Source organism: Myxococcales bacterium (assembly GCA_016717005.1).
In the GTDB taxonomy this organism is placed as follows: Bacteria; Myxococcota_A; Polyangia; order Haliangiales; family Haliangiaceae; genus UBA2376.
Genome location: JADJUF010000039.1, coordinates 652,998 through 670,814, shown reverse-complemented (window position 1 = coordinate 670,814; position 17,817 = coordinate 652,998). Strand labels below are relative to the sequence as shown.

The following is a 17,817-nucleotide window of genomic DNA, read 5'->3' as shown; positions in this document are numbered from 1 at the left end:
GACGAGCGCGTCGGTGAGCGCTCTCGCCGTGGGGGTACGGGCCGCGCGCGCCCTGGGCCAACGCGCGCATCGCCATCGCTTACACTGGTGGCGCGATGCGAACGTTCCGCTACGCGAGCTTGCCGGGGCTGCCGGCGCCGGCGACCGGCCGGCCCTACGAGTTCCAGGTGCTCGACGACCTCCGGCTCATGATCCCCGCCGATCACCGCGGCCCCGACGTCGCCTACGCCGTCGCGCCCGAGCAGGAGGCCTGGCTCGACCGATGGACCGACGGACTCACGCGGACCTGGGACTGTCAGTGGACGTTCGTCGATGAAGCGGCGATCGACCGCCTGCTCGCCGCCCTCGGCCCGCCGCTGGTCGAGCCGCCGATCGTCGTCGCGGCGTTGGGGCCGGCGCCGGTCGCGGTGGCCGCCCTGGGGCCGACCCCCGACGGTGATCACGAGCTGGTGCTGACCGGCGGCGAGCGTGGCAACCGCGTGGAGGTGGCGCGGGTCGGCCAGGTGATCGCCTCGGTCGGGCTGTGCGACGGCTGGCCGAAGCCCTGGGACGTCGTCGCGCGCCGCGCGGCCGACGCCGGCGCCGGCGCGTTCGACGCCCTGGTCGCGCACTGGGCGACGCGGTTCCCGCTCGTCGCGCCGGGGCGTGGCACGCGGGCCCGCGCGCTCGCGGCCGCGCTCGGTCCGCAGCCGCGGCTCTGGGTCGAGTATCGCCACGGCGGCATCGACGGCGGGCCGACGTGCCGCGTGCTCGAGCTCGGCGATCGGGTCGCGATCGAGCGGCTCGGCAAGCGCCGCACGCTCGAGGTCTACGCCGCCGTCGCGCCGGCGCTGGCCACGATCGGACCGGCGGACGTCGCCTGCGGCCTGGCCATCCCGATCGCCGCCGAGCTCGACGCGATCGCCGCCCTCGGCCCACCGAAGGCGCGACGTCCCCGTCGGCCCGTGGCCCTGCGGCCGGGCGCTCCGCTGGCCGCCCGCTTGGCCGAGGCGTTCCGCCGGCTCCAGGCGACCGGCGTGCTGGCGATGGCCCGGGTCGCCGGGACCCAGTCGGCGGCCTGGGCGACCGCGGGCGAGGCCCGACGGCGGAACCACACCGGCGCGGTCCTTTACCTCGCCGACCACTGGCGTCGCCGCGCGACCCGACCCGTCCTCCACCTCTACTGGGCGTGCTGGGCGCCCGACGCCGACCCGCTCGTCTTCGCCGGCCGTGTCGTCGACGTCCTGCGCGCCGTCGGCGTCGACGCCGCCCCGCCCAACCGCGACACCGAAGCGATCGTCGTGTCGATGTAGCGCGGCGAGGCACGCTCACGGGTCGGTCACGGGTCGGCCTGAGCCCGGCCCCGCCGCGAGGTGTGGCAAGCTCGGGGCCATGCGCAACCAGGGCATCGCGTGTGTGTTCGCGTTCGTCGCCGCGTGCGGCGGCACCCAGAAGGCGGTCGAGGTCAAGGGCGGCGACGCCGAGCTGGCCAAGCTCGCCGGCGACTGGTCCGGCGACTACCACGGCAACGAGTCGGGCCGCGACGGCACGATCGACTTCGCGCTCGAGCTGGGCCGCCACACGGCGACCGGCGAGGTCCACATGGGCGCGCCCGATGCGCCACCGCTCAAGATCGAGTTCGTGGCGATCGAGGGCGGGCAGCTGTCGGGCACGATCGCGCCGTACACCGATCCCAACTGCACCTGTGAGGTCCAGACCACCTTCACCGGCGCGGCGGGGCCCGACACCATCGGCGGCACCTTCGAGACCAAGATCAGCGCCACCGGCGACGTCCAGACGGGCACCTGGCAGGTCACGCGCAAGCCGTGACGACACGGTGACGACGCGCTGAGCGGGCCCGCGTGGTCACTGGCGCGCCCGCGCCGTCGAGGCCACCGTCGCTCCGCCAGCGCGCCCGCCCCATCGGAGCGGGCCGCCGGTCACGCGCGCGGGCCCCCCTGCGCCGGCTGCGCGGTCACCTGCGCCGCCGATCATCACCGTCCCCGCCACCCGCCGACTGAGCGGGCCGCGCGGTCACCCGCGCGCCCGCCCCGTCGAATCAAGACCGGCCGCCCGCCGCGCGGATCGCCACCGCGCCCGCCGCCCGGTCAGGGCTGGATCGTGTCGAGGGTCGGGTCCGACTGCTCGTCGACGACGTTGCCGGTGATGCCGGTGAGCTTGAACTCGACGCGGCGGTTCTTGGCGCGGCCCTTCTTGGTGGTGTTGTCGGCCAGCGGGCGCTCCTCGCCGTAGCCGATCGCGGTCAGGATCGCGGCGTCGACGCCGTTGGCGACGAGCATGTCGACCACGGCCTGGGCCCGGCGCTGCGACAGGTCCTTGTTGTAGGCGTCGTCGCCCTGATCGTCGGTGTGGCCCTCGACCGTCACGCCCTTGAGCTCCGGGTGCGCCGCGATCACCTGGGCGACGCTGCGGATCAGCTTGAACGACCGCTTCTGGATGACGTCCTTGTTGGTCTTGAAGTAGATGACGTCGAGCAGCTCGATGCTGCCGCCCTTCATCACGACGACCTGCTTCTCCTTGCAGCCGAAGTTCTTGACCGTGCCGGGCTCGTCGGGGCAGTTGTCGAGGCGGTCGACCACGGTGTCGCCGTCGCGGTCGGTGTCGGGGCAGCCGCCGTTGTCGACGACGCCGGCCTCGTCGCGGCAGCGGTCGGCGGTGTCGAGCACGGTGTCGCCGTCGTTGTCGAGGTCGGGGCAGCCGTCGTCGTCCTCGAAGCCGTCGGCGTCCTCGGGCTTGGTCGGGCAGCTGTCGGCCGGATCCGACAGGCCGTCGCCGTCGGTGTCGGGCACGGCGTCGGGGCAGCCGTCCTGGTCCTGGAAGCCGTTCTTGGTCTCGGGCTCGGTCGGGCAGGCGTCGGCGTCGCCGAGGAAGCCGTCCTTGTCGGGGTCGTCGTCGTCGGGGCAGCCGTCCTCGTCCTGGAAGCCGTTCTTGGTCTCGGGCTCGGTCGGGCACTGGTCGTCGGGGTCGAGCAGGCCGTCGCCGTCGCGGTCGCCGGGGCCGGCCTCGACCGCGGGCGCCGGCTTGGAGCCGAACCACAGCCCGCCGAGCGCGCGCCAGTCGGGGGTGCCGAAGCCCGAGGCCAGGCCGGCGCCGCCGGCGGCGAACAGCCGGAGGCCCGGCATCACGTCGACGCCGACGCCGGCGCGGGCCTCGGCGTGGTTGTCGTTGTAGTCGCCGAGCGGCGCGCTCGCCGCGGTCGCGAACGCGACGTCGGCCATGAGGTCGGCGCGGCCCGCGCGGTAGCCGAAGCCGACCCGCGCGAACAGCTCGTCGTCGATGACCAGGTCGACCATCTCCTGTTGCTTGCGGACCCGGTAGCCCAGGTTCGCGAGCACGCGCACCGCGCCCTGGCTGCGGCCGATCAGCAGCATCGGCGCGGCGGTGACGCCGTCGTCGCCGAAGTAGTCGCTGCCGCCCGAGGTCGGCACGGTCAGGGTGAGGGCCACGGCCAGATCGACCCCGCCCTGGACCAGCATCGCCTTGGGCGTGAGCGCGAGATCGCCGAGGCCGGCGCCGGCCAGCGCGCCGGTCGAGGTCATCAGCCCGCCGAGCGACTCGGACTGCGACAGGATCAGCGGCGCGGCCAGGCCGAGCGCGAAGCGCTTGCCGAGCCCGACCGAGCCGACCAGATCGCCGCCGATCCGATCGCTGACCAGGGCGCCGAGGCGCTCGCGATCGCTGCCGACGCGCACGGTCATCGGATCGTTGGCGTAGCCGAGCCACAGCCCGACGTCGACCTTGAGGTGCCCGGGCGTGCGCGGCGACTCGACGTCGAGCACGCCGTGACGATCCATCGCGAGCCGGAAGCGCTCGACCGGGTAGGCGGTCGAGCCCTCGACCACCTGGGCCTGGACCGGGCCGACGCCGCCGACGAGCGCGGCCAGGCCGAGCGCGGCCAGGGCGGCCCCGCGCCGGCGCCGGAGCGCCAGCGCCAGCGCCACCACGATCGCGGCCAGCGGCAGCCCGGCGCCGCCGCCGGTCGAGCAGCCGCCGCCCGCGACGCTGAGCGGCTGGCAGGTCGTCGGCTCGGCGGTGTCGTCGCAGTCCCAGTTGTTCTCGATCAGGCACTGATCGGAGCAGCCGTCGCCGTTGGTCTCGTTGTCGTCGTCGCAGGCCTCGGCGCCGGCCGTGATGCCGTCGCCGCAGGTGGTCTCGCACACGCTGGGCTCGTCGGCGCAGGACCACCCGCGCTCGGTCGCGCACGCGGCCGAGCAGCCGTCGCCGTCGACCATGTTGCCGTCGTCGCAGGTCTCGGCGCCGGCGATGACGCCGTCGCCGCAGCCGGTGGTGCAGACGCTGGGCTCGTCGGTGCACGACCAGCCCGGCTCGATCGTGCACGTGGCCGAGCAGCCGTCGTCGGCGGTGGTGTTCATGTCGTCGCACTGCTCGTCGCCGACCACCAAGCCGTCGCCGCACAGCTCGGTGCAGGCGCTGGGCTCGTTGAGGCAGTACCAGCCGGGCTCGACCGCGCAGGTGGCGGAGCAGCCGTCGCCGGCGACCATGTTGCCGGCGTCGCAGGTCTCGGCGCCGGCGATCACGCCGTCGCCGCAGCTGGTCGTGCAGCGGCTGGGCGCGCCGACGCAGGTCCAGCCGGGCTCGATCGCGCAGGTGCCCGAGCAGCCATCGCCGCTGTTCGGGTTGCCGTCGTCGCAGGTCTCGGCGCCGGCGATGACGCCGTCGCCGCAGGTGGTCGTGCAGGTGCTCGGCGAGCCGACGCAGGTCCAGCCGGGCTCGACCGCGCAGGTGGCCGAGCAGCCGTCGCCGGCGGTCGTGCCGCCGTCGTCGCAGGCCTCGGCGCCCGCCACGACGCCGTCGCCGCAGGTCGTCATGCAGACGCTCGGTGCGCCGACGCAGGTCCAGCCAGGTTCGGTCGTGCAGGCCGCGGAGCAGCCGTCGCCGGGGGTCGTGCCGCCGTCGTCGCAGGTCTCGGCCCCGGCGACGATGCCGTCGCCGCAGGTCGTGACGCACACCGACGGTGTGTTGCCGGCGCAGGTCCAGCCAGGTTCGATCGCGCAGGTCGAGCTGCAGCCATCGCCGCTCATGGTGTCGCCGTCGTCGCAGGCCTCGGCGCCGGCGCGGATGCCGTCGCCGCAGCGGGTGGTGCAGACCGACGGCGTGTTGCCCACGCAGGTCCAGCCGGGCTCGATCGCGCAGGTGTTGCTGCAGCCGTCGCCGCTCATCGTGTCGCCGTCGTCGCAGGCCTCGGCGCCGGCGCGGACGCCGTCGCCGCAGCGGGTGGTGCACACGCTGGGCGAGCCGGCGCAGGTCCAGCCGGGCTCGATCTGGCAGGTCGACGAGCAGCCGTCGCCGTTGGTGGTGTTGCCCTGATCGCACTGCTCGGCGCCGGCGCGGACGCCGTCGCCGCAGACCGTCGTGCACACGCTGGGCGAGCCGGTGCAGGTCCAGCCGGTCTCGACCTGGCAGGTCGACGAGCAGCCGTCGCCGTTGGTGGTGTTGCCGCCGCCCTGGTCGCACGTCTCGCCGCCGGTGCGGATGCCGTCGCCGCAGATCGGCGTGCAGACGCTGGGGTTGGTCGCGGAGCAGGTCCAGCCCGGCTCGACGTCGCAGGTCGCGGAGCAGCCGTCGCCGTTGGTGGTGTTGCCCTGATCGCAGGCCTCGCCGCCGGTGCGGACGCCGTCGCCGCAGGTCGCGACGTTCCAGTCGAGCACCGACGCCGTGTAGATCAGGCAGTCGGAACCGGTGGTGCCCGACCAGGCGGCGCTGGCGAGCCCGGCCGGCACGGTGACGTTGTAGGAGTTGACGTCCCACAGCGACCCGTCCGAGCCCTGGAACTGATCGGCGCCGAGGCCGACGCCGTTGAAGGACAGCGCGGTGTCGGGGAAGGACTGGCCGTCACCGACGACCACGTGGAAGCGGCCAGCGCTGGCCAGCGGGGCGGCCACGCCGGCGAACGTGTCGGTGACGACCTCGCCGCTGCCCGAGGTGCTGATCGCGCCGTCGCGGATCATGACGCGGCGACGGTTGCCCGAGCTCGCGACCTGGTAGACCACGACCAGCCCGACGCCGTCGGTGTCGTTGGTCGAGGTCGTCGACGACGGCAGGCCGGCGATCGTGTAGACGCCGTTGCCGCTGACCCGCGCGGTCACGTCAGCGCGGAACGTGCTGTTGTTGGCGCCCCAGCAGGTGTCGCCGGCGGTGCCGAGCAGCGTCCCGGTGACCGCGACCGAGTTGATCGTGGCGGTGGTGTCGGTGCCGCCGGAGATCGACCAGTACAGCAGCGCCCGCTGGACGGTGGCGCCGGCCGGGATGCCGGCGATGGTGATCGCGGCGGAGGCGTTGACGGTCGCGTCCTCGCGGCCGGCCAGCGACGCGCCCTGGGCGACCACGCCGCCGCCGCGGACGGTGTCGTCGAAGCGGGCGGCGAAGGTGCCGACGATGACCTCCTGCGAGGCCTCGCCCAGGGTCGCGCCACCGTTCGCATCGTCGCCGGTGCACCCGCCGATCGCCGCCAACAACCCGAGACTCAAGACAAGGCTAACGCCAGAGATTCCCCGCATGATCGACAGTGTCGCGCGTCTGTCGCGGCAACTCAAGAATCCGCGGTAGCCGGCCGGGTAGCCGAGCGGTTGACAGGGGACCGGCGGGCCCGCCACCCTCGCTGGGTGATCGTCTTCCTGGTCCGCCACGCCCACGCGATCGAGGAGCGCCGCGATCTGCCCGACCACGCGCGGCCGCTCAGCGCGGCCGGCCGCGATCACGCGCGCGCGCTCGGTCAGCGCCTGCGCTGGCACGACTGCACGCCGACCGCGGTGTGGACCAGCCCGCTGACCCGCGCGGTCATGACCGCCGAGCTGGTCGCCGCCGCGATCGAGTGGACCGGCCCGATCGACAGCGTCCCGGCGCTGGCGCCCGAGGGCCGCGTCGCCGACGTGGTCGCGGCCCTGGCCGCGATCGACGCCGACAGCGCCGTGATCCTGTTTGGCCACGAGCCCAGCATCTCGGCGCTGGGCGTGCGCCTGACCGGCGATCCCGACTTCGCGCCGCTGACCAAGGCCTGCGCGGTGCGGATCGATGGCCAGGTCGTGCGCTGGCGGTTCGCCCACGACGACGACGCGCCGCGCGCCCCGTGAACGATTTTTCCGAGGGTGCGTAGCGGGCTACGCGCCTCCGATGTAGGCGCACGGTTTCGCGCGATCTCCTGCTGACGGTCGTCGTCGCCTTGCTACATTCGTCGCATGGAGATCAACTACCAGCACGCGTTGCCCGTCGGGGACGCGCGCGCACGCCTCGAGGTCCTGGGCGAGTACCTCCACAACCGCCACGGCATCAAGGTCACCTGGGACGGCGATCGCGCGCGCTTCGCCGGCAAGTACCTCGTCGTGAAGATCGACGGCGTCATGTCGGTCGGGCCCAGCGCGGTCGAGTTCCGCGGTGAGGATCCGGGGTTCCTGTGGCGCAAGAAGGCGATCGCGTACATCGAGGGCAAGCTCAAGGCCTACCTCGATCCCAAGGTCACCATCTCCGACCTGCCGCGCGCGCAGTAACCCCGCCGGGGGCACTGGCGCTGACCGGCGCCCCGGCTCGCTGGCGCCGCCTCGCTGGCGCCGGGGTGGCATCGGCTCGCTGGCACCGCCTTGCTGGCCCACCGGCTCACTGCCGCCGCCTCGCTGGCGCCCCGGCTCGCTGGCGCCGCCTCGCTGGCGCCGCCTCGCTGGTAGCAACGCCGCTCGCAGCGGCTACTGGCAGCAGGCGCGTCGCCGGCGCCGCCGGAGCAAGATCGCGGCCACGGCGCCACCGATGATCAGGGCCGGCGCCGCGGCGTCTGAGGCCTGACAGCAGCCGCCGTCCCCGGGCGGGCGCGGCCCCGGCGCGTCGACGCCGGCGTCGACCGGCGGCCGGATGCCGAACTGCTCGCGGATCGCCGGCCACTCGAGCGCCTCGCACTGATCGTGCTGCATGGTGCCGGCCGGGCACTCGAGCGGGCCGACCATCTCGACGAACCGGAACACCTTCGTCCACGCGGTGCCGTCGGGCGAGCGCCCGAGCGAGAACAGGTCTGGGTCCCAGTTGGCGCCGCACGCGAACAGCTGATCGGCGCGATCGCCGAGGCACGCGGCCTGGGGCGGCGACGGCACGGCCGCGAACGTCTGGCCGAGGTCGGGCGACCGGAAGACGCCGCCCATCTGGGTCGCGACCAGGACCTCGCCGCTGGCGCGGATGACCACGCCGCGGATGGCGTCGGTGGTGGTCAGCACCTCGGCGAACGACTGGCCGCCGTCGGTCGAGCGGTAGAGCTTGTCGATGGCCGGGGTGTCGGCCCGCACCGACCGCACGAACAGCAGGTCGGGATCGGTCGCCGACACCGCTTCGATCAGGATCAGCGGGCTGCCGCCGAGCGCGAACGCGGTGATCGGCAGCTCGGTCCAGGTGGCGCCGGCGTCGTCGGAGGTGCGCAGGTGCACGGCCGGCGAGGTGGTGCCGCCGTCGTCGGCGACCTGGGTCACCTGGTAGCCCGAGACGTAGACGCGGGCGGGCCGGCTGGGGGCGGTGGCGATGCTGCGCCACCAGATCTGCATCGACCGGTTGTCGGTCGGCGTGAACGTGCGCGCGCCGTCGGTCGAGCGGTAGACGTTGTTCTCGCGGGCCGACTCGGCGGTCGCGACCCAGACGTCGCCGTTGCTGGCGACGTCGACGGCGTCGACCCAGATGTTGGCGATGTAGCCGGGGTCGGTCGCGGGCCGATCGGCGGTGGCGGTGGCGAACGAGCAGCCGCCGTCGCGGCTGACCCGCAGCCCGTTGAAGGTCGTGGCGTAGATCGTGCCGTCGGCGCCGATCCGGTACTTGGGATCGAACGTGCCCTCGTAGCCGATGTTCTTCTCGCACAGCCAGCGGAAGTGGCCGTCGTCGTGGCTGATCAGGAACCCGAACGTGGTGCCCAGGTACAGGTCGCTGGTGTCGCCGGGCCGGAAGTTGATCGACACCGACGACGGGAACCGGCCGTTGGCGCGCGCCGCGCCGAAGCTGGCGACGAGCGCGAGGGCGACGAGCGACGAGCGACGCACGGCCCAACGATACCCGAGAACCGCGGAGGCGTCAGCGCCGACGTCGGCGGCGGAGCAGGCCGAGGACGGTCGCGCCGGCGGCGAGCGAGCCGGGGCCGCCCGATGACGAGCAGCAGCCGCCGTCGTCGCCGCCGCCGGTGTCGTCGGGGAAGCAGTTGTAGCTCGCGCCCATGTCGCGGCTGCCGCAGGTGTAGCTGGTCGGGCACGTGAGCCCGCGCGGCACGTCGCACGGGTACGTGCACAGCCCGTCGGCGCAGACGTAGGCCGAGCACTCGGTCGGCGCGGCGCAGGCCTGGCCGAGCGCGCCGGGCGGCTCGCCCGCGTAGGTGCAGATCAGGCCCTCGCCGGCGACGTCGGCGCAGGTCATGCCGGTCACGGGGCAGTCGGCCGGGCCCGCGCACGGCTGCGAGCAGAACCGCGAGTGGGGATCGCCGGGCCAGGCGACGCACACGCCGGTCATGCACTGGGTGTCGGCCCGGCAGATCTCGCCGAGCGCGCTGGTGGGGCAGTCGGGATCGGGCAGCGGGCAGTCGGTCGCGCAGGTGCCGTCGGGACCGCACGGCAGGCAGTCGGGGTCGTTCGAGCAGCCCAGGCGCACGCACTGCCCGTCGGCGCGGCAGGTGAGATCGTTGGCGTCGATGTACGGCTGGATGAACGTCGTCATGTACAGATCGGGCCGGGCGTCGCCGCTGGGGTTGAAGCAGCCGACGATCGAGTACGAGTGAGTGCCGGCGAGCACCTCGACGCCGTCGACGGTGATGAACCCGGGCCCGCCCGAGTCGCCCTGGCAGATCGCGGTGGCCTGGTCGGGATCGACGTCCTCGGCCTCGAGGTAGTCGCCGTCGAGCCGCGCGATCCGCATGTGCCCGACCCGCTTCTTGCCGTCGAGCTCGCGGGTGTCGCGATCGTGGATGCCGAAGCCGACGACGCGGTAGTCGGCGCCGACGTACGCCGCCAGATCGGTGGTGTTCATCGGCTTGACCAGCGCCAGCGGCTGCGGGACCACGAGCCGCAGGACCGCGAGGTCGTGGCCGCCCGACAGGTCGCCGGTCCAGCCGGGGTGGGTCTGGTAGCCGTCGACGCCGATGCGGGCGCCGGGGGCGCCGGTGTCGTTGCCGAAAAACGCCGCGACCGCGGGATCGCCGTTGGCCTCGGCGATGCAGTGCGCCGCCGTCAGCACGGTCATCGGCGACACCAGCGTGCCGGTGCAGAACACCCGGCCGCTCGAGGTCACGAGCGCGACGACGCCGGGATCGTCGAGGTCGAGGTCGGCGCCGACCACCGGCGCGGCCGAGGTGCCGGTCTCAGGCACGGCGGTACACGCGGCCGCGGCGGCGGCCACAGCGAAGACGATCGGGCGCATCGCCCGACTATGCCCGAGCCGCCCCGGTCCTGGTAGCGTGCCGGTGATGCGCCTCGTCACATGGAACGTCAACTCGATCCGGGCCCGGGCCGCGCGGCTCACCGCCTGGCTCGAGGCCAACCGCCCCGACTGCGTCTGCCTGCAGGAGACCAAGGTCGAGGACGCCGACTTCCCGACCGCGCTGTTCACCGACCTCGGCTACCACGTCGCGATCCATGGGCAGAAGTCCTACAACGGCGTCGCGATCGCGGCGCGCGGCGCGATCACCGACGTCGCCACCGGGCTGGGCGAGGTCGAGCTCGACGAGCAGGCCCGGCTGATCGCCGCGACCGTCGACGGCGTCCGCGTGGCGTCGGTCTACGTGCCCAACGGCCAGGCGGTCGGCACCGACAAGTACAGCTACAAGCTGGCGTGGCTGGCGGGGCTGCGGCGCTGGCTCGATCGCCACGACCGCGCGCGGCCGCTGGTGCTGGGCGGCGACTGGAACATCGCGCCCGACGATCGCGACGTCCACGATCCGGCGCGGTGGGCCGGCGACGTGCTCTGCAGCGAGCCCGAGCGGGCCGGCCTCCGGGCGCTGCTCGACTGGGGCCTGGTGGACGTGTTCCGGGCGCAGCACCCCGACCTGCGCGCGTACTCGTGGTGGGACTACCGCGGCGTGTCGTTCTTCAAGGATCAGGGCCTGCGCATCGACCACTTCCTCGCCGACCCGACGGTGGCGGCCCGGGTCAGCGCGTGCACGATCGACCGCGAGGCCCGCAAGGGCAAGGACGCGTCGGATCACGCGCCGGTCATCGCGACGCTGACGTGAGCGGGTGGTGCGCGCCGCGTCAGGTCACGCGCCGGTCATCGCGACGCTGACGTGAGCGGGTGGTGCGCGCCGCGTCAGGTCACGCGCCGGTCATCGCGACGCTGACGTGAGCGGGTGGCGCGCGCCGCGTCAGGTCACGCGCCGGTCATCGCGACGCTGACGTGAGCGGGTGGCGCGCGCCGCGTCGTGCCCCGCGCGCGTGAGCCGGATTACCGACGCTGCGGCCGGCGTCGTCGGCGTGCAACCCTGCGCGCGCGCGCGTGTCTGACTGGAATAGGCGCCGTGCGGCTCTGGTTCCCAGATCGACCGTCGCCGTCACGCGTCAGGAGATCCCATGAAGAAGCGCAGCGCCCCCCTCAGCCTGTGGTCGATCGTCGAGTCGCTCCAGCGCCGCCTCGAGCGGCAGGGGTGCACGCGCGAGGCGGTCGACGCCGCCGTCGTGAACGTGCTCGCCCGGGCGATGGCGCAGGCCTGAGCCGCGCCGCGTCGCCGTAGCGTACAGTCGGGCGGGTGAGCACCGACCTCGGGACAGCGGCGCGGGCGGTCCGGACCGCGCTCGATCGTGCGGCGCACGGGCTGGTCGATCGGCACGTGCTGGTCGACCTCGTCGCGCTGGCCGCGGTGGCGGGCGAGCACTTGCTGGTGCTCGGGCCGCCGGGCACCGCCAAGAGCCAGGCGGTGCGCCAGGTGGCGCGGGCGCTGGGCGGGCGGTACTTCGAGTACCTGCTGGGGCGGTTCACCGAGCCCAGCGAGCTGGTGGGGCCGATCGATCTGCGGCGCCTGCGCGATGGCGTGGTCGAGACCCACACCGCCGGGATGCTGCCCGAGGCCGAGGTGGCGTTCCTCGACGAGGTGTTCCTGGGCTCGACCGCGATCTTGAACACGCTCTTGAGCCTGCTCAACGAGCGCACGTTCCGACGCGGCGCGACCGCGGTCGCGGTGCCGCTGCGCGTGTGCGTCGGCGCGGCCAACCAGCTGCCCGACGACGAGGCGCTGGCGGCGTTCGCCGATCGCTTCCTCCTGCGCTGCTTCGTGGCGCCGGTCGGCGACGCCCAGCTCGAGGAGCTGCTCGAGGGCGGCTGGCAGGTCGAGCAGGCGGCGGTGGCGGCGGCGGCGGGCCTCGCCGAGCTCGATCGGCTGGCGACGGCGGCGCGCGCGGCCGACCTGGGCGCGGTGCGGCCGCGCCTGGCCGAGGCGGTGCGGACGCTGCGCGGCGTCGGCGTGGCGCTGAGCGATCGCCGGGTCGTCAAGCTGCAGCGCCTGATCGCGGCGGCGGCGGCGCTCGACGGGCGCACGGCCGCGACCGCGGCCGATCTGTGGCCGATCGTGTACGCGGTGCCGACCGCCGAGGGCCAGGCCCAGGCCCGGGACGCGCTGCGCGGGCTGCTCGAGGCCAGCGCCAGCGCCGCGCTCGGGGCGGCGGCGGCCGAGGCGTCGATGGCGGCGCCGGCGCGCGCGGCCCGGCTGGTCGCGGCGGCGCGGGCGCTGCTCGCCGACGAGGTCGACGCGCCGGGGCGGGCGCTGCGGCTCGAGAGCGTGGTCCGCGAGATCGACGCGGGCTTCGACGCGGCGGCGCGGCCCGACGAGCTGACCGAGGCGCGCGGCGCGATCGTCGCCGCGCTCGCGCAGGCCCGGGCCGCGGACGATGGCGGCGACGCCTGAGCCGGCGCGGGTGCCGGTCGCGTGGGCGCCGCGGGCCGAGCCGCTGGCGCCGCGCGCGGTGATCGCGACCGGCGCGGTCGCGGCGGCGCTGGGCCGGCGGCTGGCGCAGCTCGACGACGCGGCGCTCGCGGCGCTGACCGCCGTGGCCGCGCGCGGCGCGCTGGTGGTGCTCGGCGACGGCGCGGCGCTGCCGTGGGTCGAGGGCGTCACCTACCTCGGCCGCGCGCCGGCCGCGCCCGAGCTGCTGGTGCCGACCGCGCTGGCGCCGACGGTGCCGGCGCCGGTGCTGGTGCGCGCGCTGACGGCGTGGCTCGACGGGCGGGCGGTGGCGTGGCCGCTGGCGCTGGCGCCGGCGCCGCTGCGGGTGGTGCCGTGCGGCGGCGCGCGCGCGATCGAGCGCGCGCGGCTGACGGCGTGGCTGGCCGCCGAGGTCGCCGCGTGATCGCCCTGCCGGCGGCGCTGGCGGCGTGGGCCGACGAGCTGGCGGCGCTGCCGACCGAGCTGGCGCTGGCGCTGGCGCCGTGGGTCGGCCGGCTGGCGCTGGCGGTGGGGCCGATGGCCGAGCGGCGCGCGGTCGACGTCGGCGAGCCCGACGGCTTCACCGGCCTGGCGCGGCGCGGCTCGTACGAGCGGCTGATCGCCAGCGAGTGGGCGCTGGCGGAGGCGGCGCCCGACGAGTTCTTGCGGCGCGCGGCCAGCGGCGAGCACCTGTTCCACGAGCTGGCGCGGCGCGGGAGCCGCGGCGCGCAGCGCACCGTCGCGATCGTGTCGGCCGGGCCGGCGCAGCTGGGCGCGCCGCGGCTGGCCCACGTCGCGGCGCTGGTCGTGCTGGCGCGGCGCGCGGCGGCGGCCGGCGCGTCGTTCGCGTGGGGCGTGCTCGAGGATCCGGACCGCGTGTTGGTCGAGGGCGTCGACGCGATCGCGGTGCGGCGGCTGCTCGACGCGCGGACCGTGCGTCCCGGCGGCGACGCCGCGCTGGCCGGGTGGCGCGAGGCCCTGGCGGCCGCGGGCGAGCTCGAGCCGTGGTGGATCGGCGACGGCGGCGAGCTGGCCGAGGCGCGCGGGCGCGGCGCGCGCTGTCTGGTCGTGCGCGACGTGCTGGCGCCGGGCGAGCGCGCGCTCGAGGTCGAGGTCCACCACCGCGGGCCGCCGCGGCGCGTGCGGTTCGAGCTGCCGGCGGCGGCCGTCTGCGCCCAGATCATGCGCGACGCGGGCCGCGCGGGCGTGGGCCGCGTGGCGTACCTCGGCGGGCGCGCGCGCGGGATCCAGTTCGCCGCGGGCGGGCGGCGGCTGCTGGTCGAGCTCGACGGCCGGGTCGAGTGCTGGCCGGTCCCGAACTCGCCGCGCGACCAGATCGGTCGGCCGCGGCCCTGGGACGTGCCGGCGGACCGGCGCGTGATCGCCCTCGGCGTCGAGGACCGCACGGTGCTCGCGGTGGTCGGACGCCGCGGCGGATCGGTCACGATCGAGGTCCGCTCGCCGCGTGCGCCGACGGTGATCACGGCGACCGTGCCGCTCCAGGTGGCCGCGCGCCTGACGCCGCCGCTGGTCGGCGCGTGCGGGCTCGTGACCCTGAGCGGCGCTCCGCCGGCGCTCGTGCTCGAGTACGACGGCGCGCTGCTGGCGATCGATGGCGTGCACGCACCTTCGCGCCGCGGTGCGATCCCGAGCCGGTTCGTCTACACCGGCGCGGGTCGGGTCGTGGCCACGGCGATCTTCGCGCGCCAGGTGCTGTGGGCGGCGCGCGAGGACGACCGGGTCGACGTGTGGCGCTGGGACGGCGACGGTCAGCGGGTGGTGGCCCGCGCCGACGCCGACGCGCTGGTCTGGTTCGGGCACGACCCGGCGCCGGTGGGGGTGTGGGGGCCGGTGGTGACGTCGGCGGGGCGGAGCTGCACGATCCACGCGGACGGTCGCGGCGCGCGCACGTTCGCCATCGACGGCGAGATCGTCGGGGGCGGCGCCGACGCGGCGCTGGTGCGCGTCGACGACCATCACCTCGAGTGGCAGGGGCCCGAGGGCCGGCGGCCGGTGCCGCGATCGTCCGGGCCGATCGCCGAGGTCGTGGTCGCGACCAGCGTTCCGTACCTGGCGTGGCTGACGCCGTCCGGCGAGGTGATCGTGCGCTCGACCCGGCACGACGCGGTGTTGATGCACCTGGTGCCGGGGCCGCGGAGGCCCGCGTGACGCCGCCGGTGCGGCTGCGGCGGGTCGCACACCGCGGCAGCGTGGTCGCGACCGGGTTCGTCGTCGACGCGGCGGTGGTCGGTCTCGCCGAGGCGCGACGGCGCGTGCTGGCGGTGTGGGCGCCCGGCGCGCGGGTGCGGAGCGCCGACGCGCTGCTGATCGTGACCGAGCTGCCGGCGCGGCGGGTGCGGGCCGAGCTGGCGCCGGGCGCGCCGCTGGTCGACGACGACGGCCTCGCGGTCGCGGCGCCGCTGACCGCCGACGAGCGCGCGCAGGTGCGGGCGCACGCGCCGGCCGGTTCGGCGGTGGTGGCGTGCGCCGGCGTGGCGGTGGTCGTCGACGGCGCGGCGCTCGACGTCGCGGCCTGGATCGATCTCGGCGAGCCGGCGCTGGTGGCCACGACGGCGCTGGCGGCGCCGCCGGTCGTCGTCGGGGTGCCCGTGCCGGCGGCGCTCGACGTGCGCGCCGCGCTGGGCGTCGCGCCGATGACCGCGGCGGCCGCGGCGGCGGCCGCAGGTCTGGCGAGGCTGCGCGCGGGCGACGCGCCCGAGGACGAGCCCGCGGCCGACGCCGCGCCGTCGCGGTGGCAGCGCCTGATGGCCTGGATCGGCGAGCGCCTGGCGACCCGCCCCGGTCGTGGCGGCGACGGTGACGGCGGCGCGGGCGGTGGCGGTGGCGGTGGCGGTGGCGGTGGCGGTGGCGGTGGCGGTGGCGCGCGCGCGCGCGCGTCGGTGCCGAGCGTCGCGCTGGCGAGGCCGTCGTGGCTGGCGCGCCAGCGCGCGCGCCTGGCCGAGCTGTTGTGGCGCAGCCGCCTGGGCGCCGCGCTCGGACGCCGCCACGCCGACTACCTGCGCCGCATGCTCGAGCTGTTCGATCATGGCGACCTCGACGAGGCGCTGCGCCACGCGATCCCGATCGGCGGCGGCGACGACGGGCCGGCGTCACTGGGCGTCTTGCCGCCGCGGCCGCGCGCGGGCGTCGAGCTGTCGCTGGCGCCGCGGCACGGCAACACCGCGATCCCGGTCGGCCTGAGCGCCACCGACGCCATCCGCGAGCGCTACCGCGCGGCGCTGGCGCGGCTGATCCGGGCCGAGCGGATCGAGGAGGCGGCGTTCGTGCTCGCCGATCTGCTGGGCGACGTCGCCGGCGCGGCGGCGCTGCTCGAGCGCCACGGTCGGTTCGCGCTGGCGGCGCGGCTGGCCGAGGGCCACGGGCTCGAGCCCGGGCTGATCGTGCGGCTGTGGTGGCTGGCCGACGAGCGCGACCGGGCGGTGGCCGCGGCGCGGCGGCACCAGGCCTGGGCCGACGCGGTCGCGCGGCTCGAGCGCGCCGGCGAGCCCGGCGCCGACACGCTGCGCCTGACCTGGGCCGATCACCTGGCGTCGTGCGGCGACTACGGCGTCGCGGTCGCGGTCGCCGCGCCGGTCGCCGCGGCCCGGGCGCTGGTGCTGACCTGGATCGAGCGCGGGCTCGCCGGCGGCGGCACCGTCGCCGCGCGGCTGCTGGTGACCAAGGTCGTGCTGGTCCCGACCTCGTTCGCCGAGGTCGCGCCGGCGGTGGTCGCGATCCTCGACGACCGCGACGACGCCGCGGTCGGCGAGCGGCGGGTGATCGCCGAGGCGCTGCTGGCCGCGCCGACCGGGCCCGCGGTCGCGACCCTGGCGCGGGCCACGGTCCGGGCGCTGGCCCGCGACGTCGGTCGCGGCGTCGACGGTGACGCGCCGGCGCTGTTGCCGCGGCTGGTGCGCGTGGCCGACGACGACGCGCTGCGCGTCGATCTGCCGCCGCTGCGGGTCGGCCCGCGCGCGCCGGCGCTGGTCGATCGCGCGACGCCGCCGGTGTGGCGCTGGATGGCGACCGACGCCGGGGCGGTGCCCGCGCACGACGCGGCGCTCTTGCCGGGCGGGCGCCTGCTGGTGGCGATGGGTGAGCTGGGCGTGCGCATGTATGGTCGCGGCGGCGCGGTCGCGGCCCACTTCGATCAGCCCGCGACCGCGCTGGTCGTCGCCGACCACGGCGCCCGGGCGCTGGCGCTGGTCCGGCGCGGCGGCTACCTCCGGGTCGCGCAGCTCGATCTGGCGACGCGGCGCGGGCGCTGGTGGTGCGACGCGATCTGCGACGGCGGCGCCGACACCTACGACGGCGACGCCTGGCTGACGTCGCGCGGCGGCGAGGTGCTGGCGATCGACACCGCCGCCGCGCGCTGGACCGCGAGCTGGGGCGTCGACACCGGCGCGTCGACGTGCGCGATCACCCGCGACGGCGCGCGCTTCGCGGCGGTCGTGACGGGGCCCGACGCGCCGGAGGCGTGGTTCTACGATCGCAACGTGCTGCGCCAGCGCAGCCCGCTGCCCGACGCGGGCCCGGGCCAGGCGCCGGCGATCGTGGCCGTCCGCCCGGTCGCGTGCGACGCCCTGGCGGTGAGCGCGACCGCCCCGATGAAGGTGCTCGCGCAGGCCCAGGCGCCCGGCTGCGCGCTGGTCGGGATGGGCTGGTCGGTCGCGCTGCCGGCGCTGGCGGCGCTGGCGCTGGTCACCGACGCGCGCTTCGCCGCGGTCGTGCAGCGCGGCCCGGCCGGCGTCGTCGTGACGATCGTCTACGTGCCGCGGCGCGCGGCGGTGGCGACCCTCGAGCTCGGCGGCGCGACGCACGCGCGCGTGCGGTTGAACGATCTGATCGCCACGGTCGCGGACGATCGCGGCCGGGTCATCGCGCTCGACCTGCGCACCGGCGCGATCAAGGCCGATCTGCGCCTCGGCGCGTGACGACGG

13 protein-coding genes are annotated in these 17,817 nt (G+C 75.9%); 10 read left to right on the top strand and 3 right to left on the bottom strand.

Translation table 11 applies throughout. The annotated features are described in order from the left end of the window. The first annotated feature begins 95 nt into the window (after positions 1-95). Both IPL61_33800 and IPL61_33795 read left to right on the top strand, forming a co-directional pair. Positions 96-1,292, top strand: coding sequence for a hypothetical protein (locus tag IPL61_33800; protein MBK9036164.1), 1,197 nt, complete (start codon positions 96-98; stop codon positions 1,290-1,292). Positions 1,293-1,371: 79 nt separating this feature from the next. After that, positions 1,372-1,809 carry a hypothetical protein gene (locus IPL61_33795; GenBank protein ID MBK9036163.1) on the top strand — a complete coding sequence of 146 codons (438 nt, stop codon included), beginning with the start codon at positions 1,372-1,374 and terminating at the stop codon, positions 1,807-1,809. Between the two features lie 278 nt (positions 1,810-2,087). Here IPL61_33795 and IPL61_33790 read toward each other — a convergent pair whose 3' ends face one another. Beyond that, a complete protein-coding gene (locus IPL61_33790) occupies positions 2,088-6,476 on the bottom strand; it encodes a DUF4215 domain-containing protein (GenBank protein ID MBK9036162.1) in 4,389 nt (1,462 codons plus the stop codon). Positions 6,477-6,623: 147 nt separating this feature from the next. On the opposite strand from IPL61_33790, the gene IPL61_33785 reads away from it, so the two are divergent. Both IPL61_33785 and IPL61_33780 read left to right on the top strand, forming a co-directional pair. Further along, complete coding sequence (locus tag IPL61_33785; protein MBK9036161.1) at positions 6,624-7,091, top strand: histidine phosphatase family protein; 468 nt, start codon at positions 6,624-6,626, stop codon at positions 7,089-7,091. Positions 7,092-7,196: 105 nt separating this feature from the next. Next, positions 7,197-7,505, top strand: coding sequence for a polyhydroxyalkanoic acid system family protein (locus IPL61_33780; protein MBK9036160.1), 309 nt, complete (start codon positions 7,197-7,199; stop codon positions 7,503-7,505). A gap of 192 nt (positions 7,506-7,697) precedes the next feature. On the opposite strand, the gene IPL61_33775 is transcribed toward IPL61_33780, so the two are convergent. Both IPL61_33775 and IPL61_33770 read right to left on the bottom strand, forming a co-directional pair. Continuing rightward, positions 7,698-9,023 carry an exo-alpha-sialidase gene (locus tag IPL61_33775; GenBank protein ID MBK9036159.1) on the bottom strand — a complete coding sequence of 442 codons (1,326 nt, stop codon included), beginning with the start codon at positions 9,021-9,023 and terminating at the stop codon, positions 7,698-7,700. 31 nt (positions 9,024-9,054) lie between these two features. Continuing rightward, complete coding sequence (locus IPL61_33770) at positions 9,055-10,386, bottom strand: S1 family peptidase (protein ID MBK9036158.1); 1,332 nt, start codon at positions 10,384-10,386, stop codon at positions 9,055-9,057. Positions 10,387-10,432: 46 nt separating this feature from the next. Between IPL61_33770 and xth the strand changes: the two genes are divergently transcribed. From xth to IPL61_33740, 6 genes are all read left to right on the top strand, one after another. After that, positions 10,433-11,197 carry an exodeoxyribonuclease III gene (gene xth / locus IPL61_33765; protein MBK9036157.1) on the top strand — a complete coding sequence of 255 codons (765 nt, stop codon included), beginning with the start codon at positions 10,433-10,435 and terminating at the stop codon, positions 11,195-11,197. Positions 11,198-11,531: 334 nt separating this feature from the next. Next, on the top strand, positions 11,532-11,672 hold the full coding sequence (locus IPL61_33760; protein ID MBK9036156.1) for a hypothetical protein: 141 nt from the start codon (positions 11,532-11,534) through the stop codon (positions 11,670-11,672). Between the two features lie 35 nt (positions 11,673-11,707). Next, the gene (locus tag IPL61_33755; protein MBK9036155.1) at positions 11,708-12,859 is read left to right on the top strand and encodes an AAA family ATPase; all 1,152 of its coding nucleotides are present in this window, start codon (positions 11,708-11,710) and stop codon (positions 12,857-12,859) included. Further along, the gene (locus tag IPL61_33750; protein MBK9036154.1) at positions 12,843-13,301 is read left to right on the top strand and encodes a hypothetical protein; all 459 of its coding nucleotides are present in this window, start codon (positions 12,843-12,845) and stop codon (positions 13,299-13,301) included. Before IPL61_33755 ends, IPL61_33750 begins: the two co-directional genes overlap by 17 nt. Further along, positions 13,298-15,046 (top strand): hypothetical protein, encoded by a 1,749-nt coding sequence (locus IPL61_33745; protein MBK9036153.1) that lies wholly within the window; start codon positions 13,298-13,300, stop codon positions 15,044-15,046. The genes IPL61_33750 and IPL61_33745 overlap by 4 nt, the downstream gene beginning before the upstream one ends. Beyond that, positions 15,043-17,811 (top strand): hypothetical protein, encoded by a 2,769-nt coding sequence (locus tag IPL61_33740; protein MBK9036152.1) that lies wholly within the window; start codon positions 15,043-15,045, stop codon positions 17,809-17,811. Before IPL61_33745 ends, IPL61_33740 begins: the two co-directional genes overlap by 4 nt. Positions 17,812-17,817 lie beyond the last annotated feature (6 nt).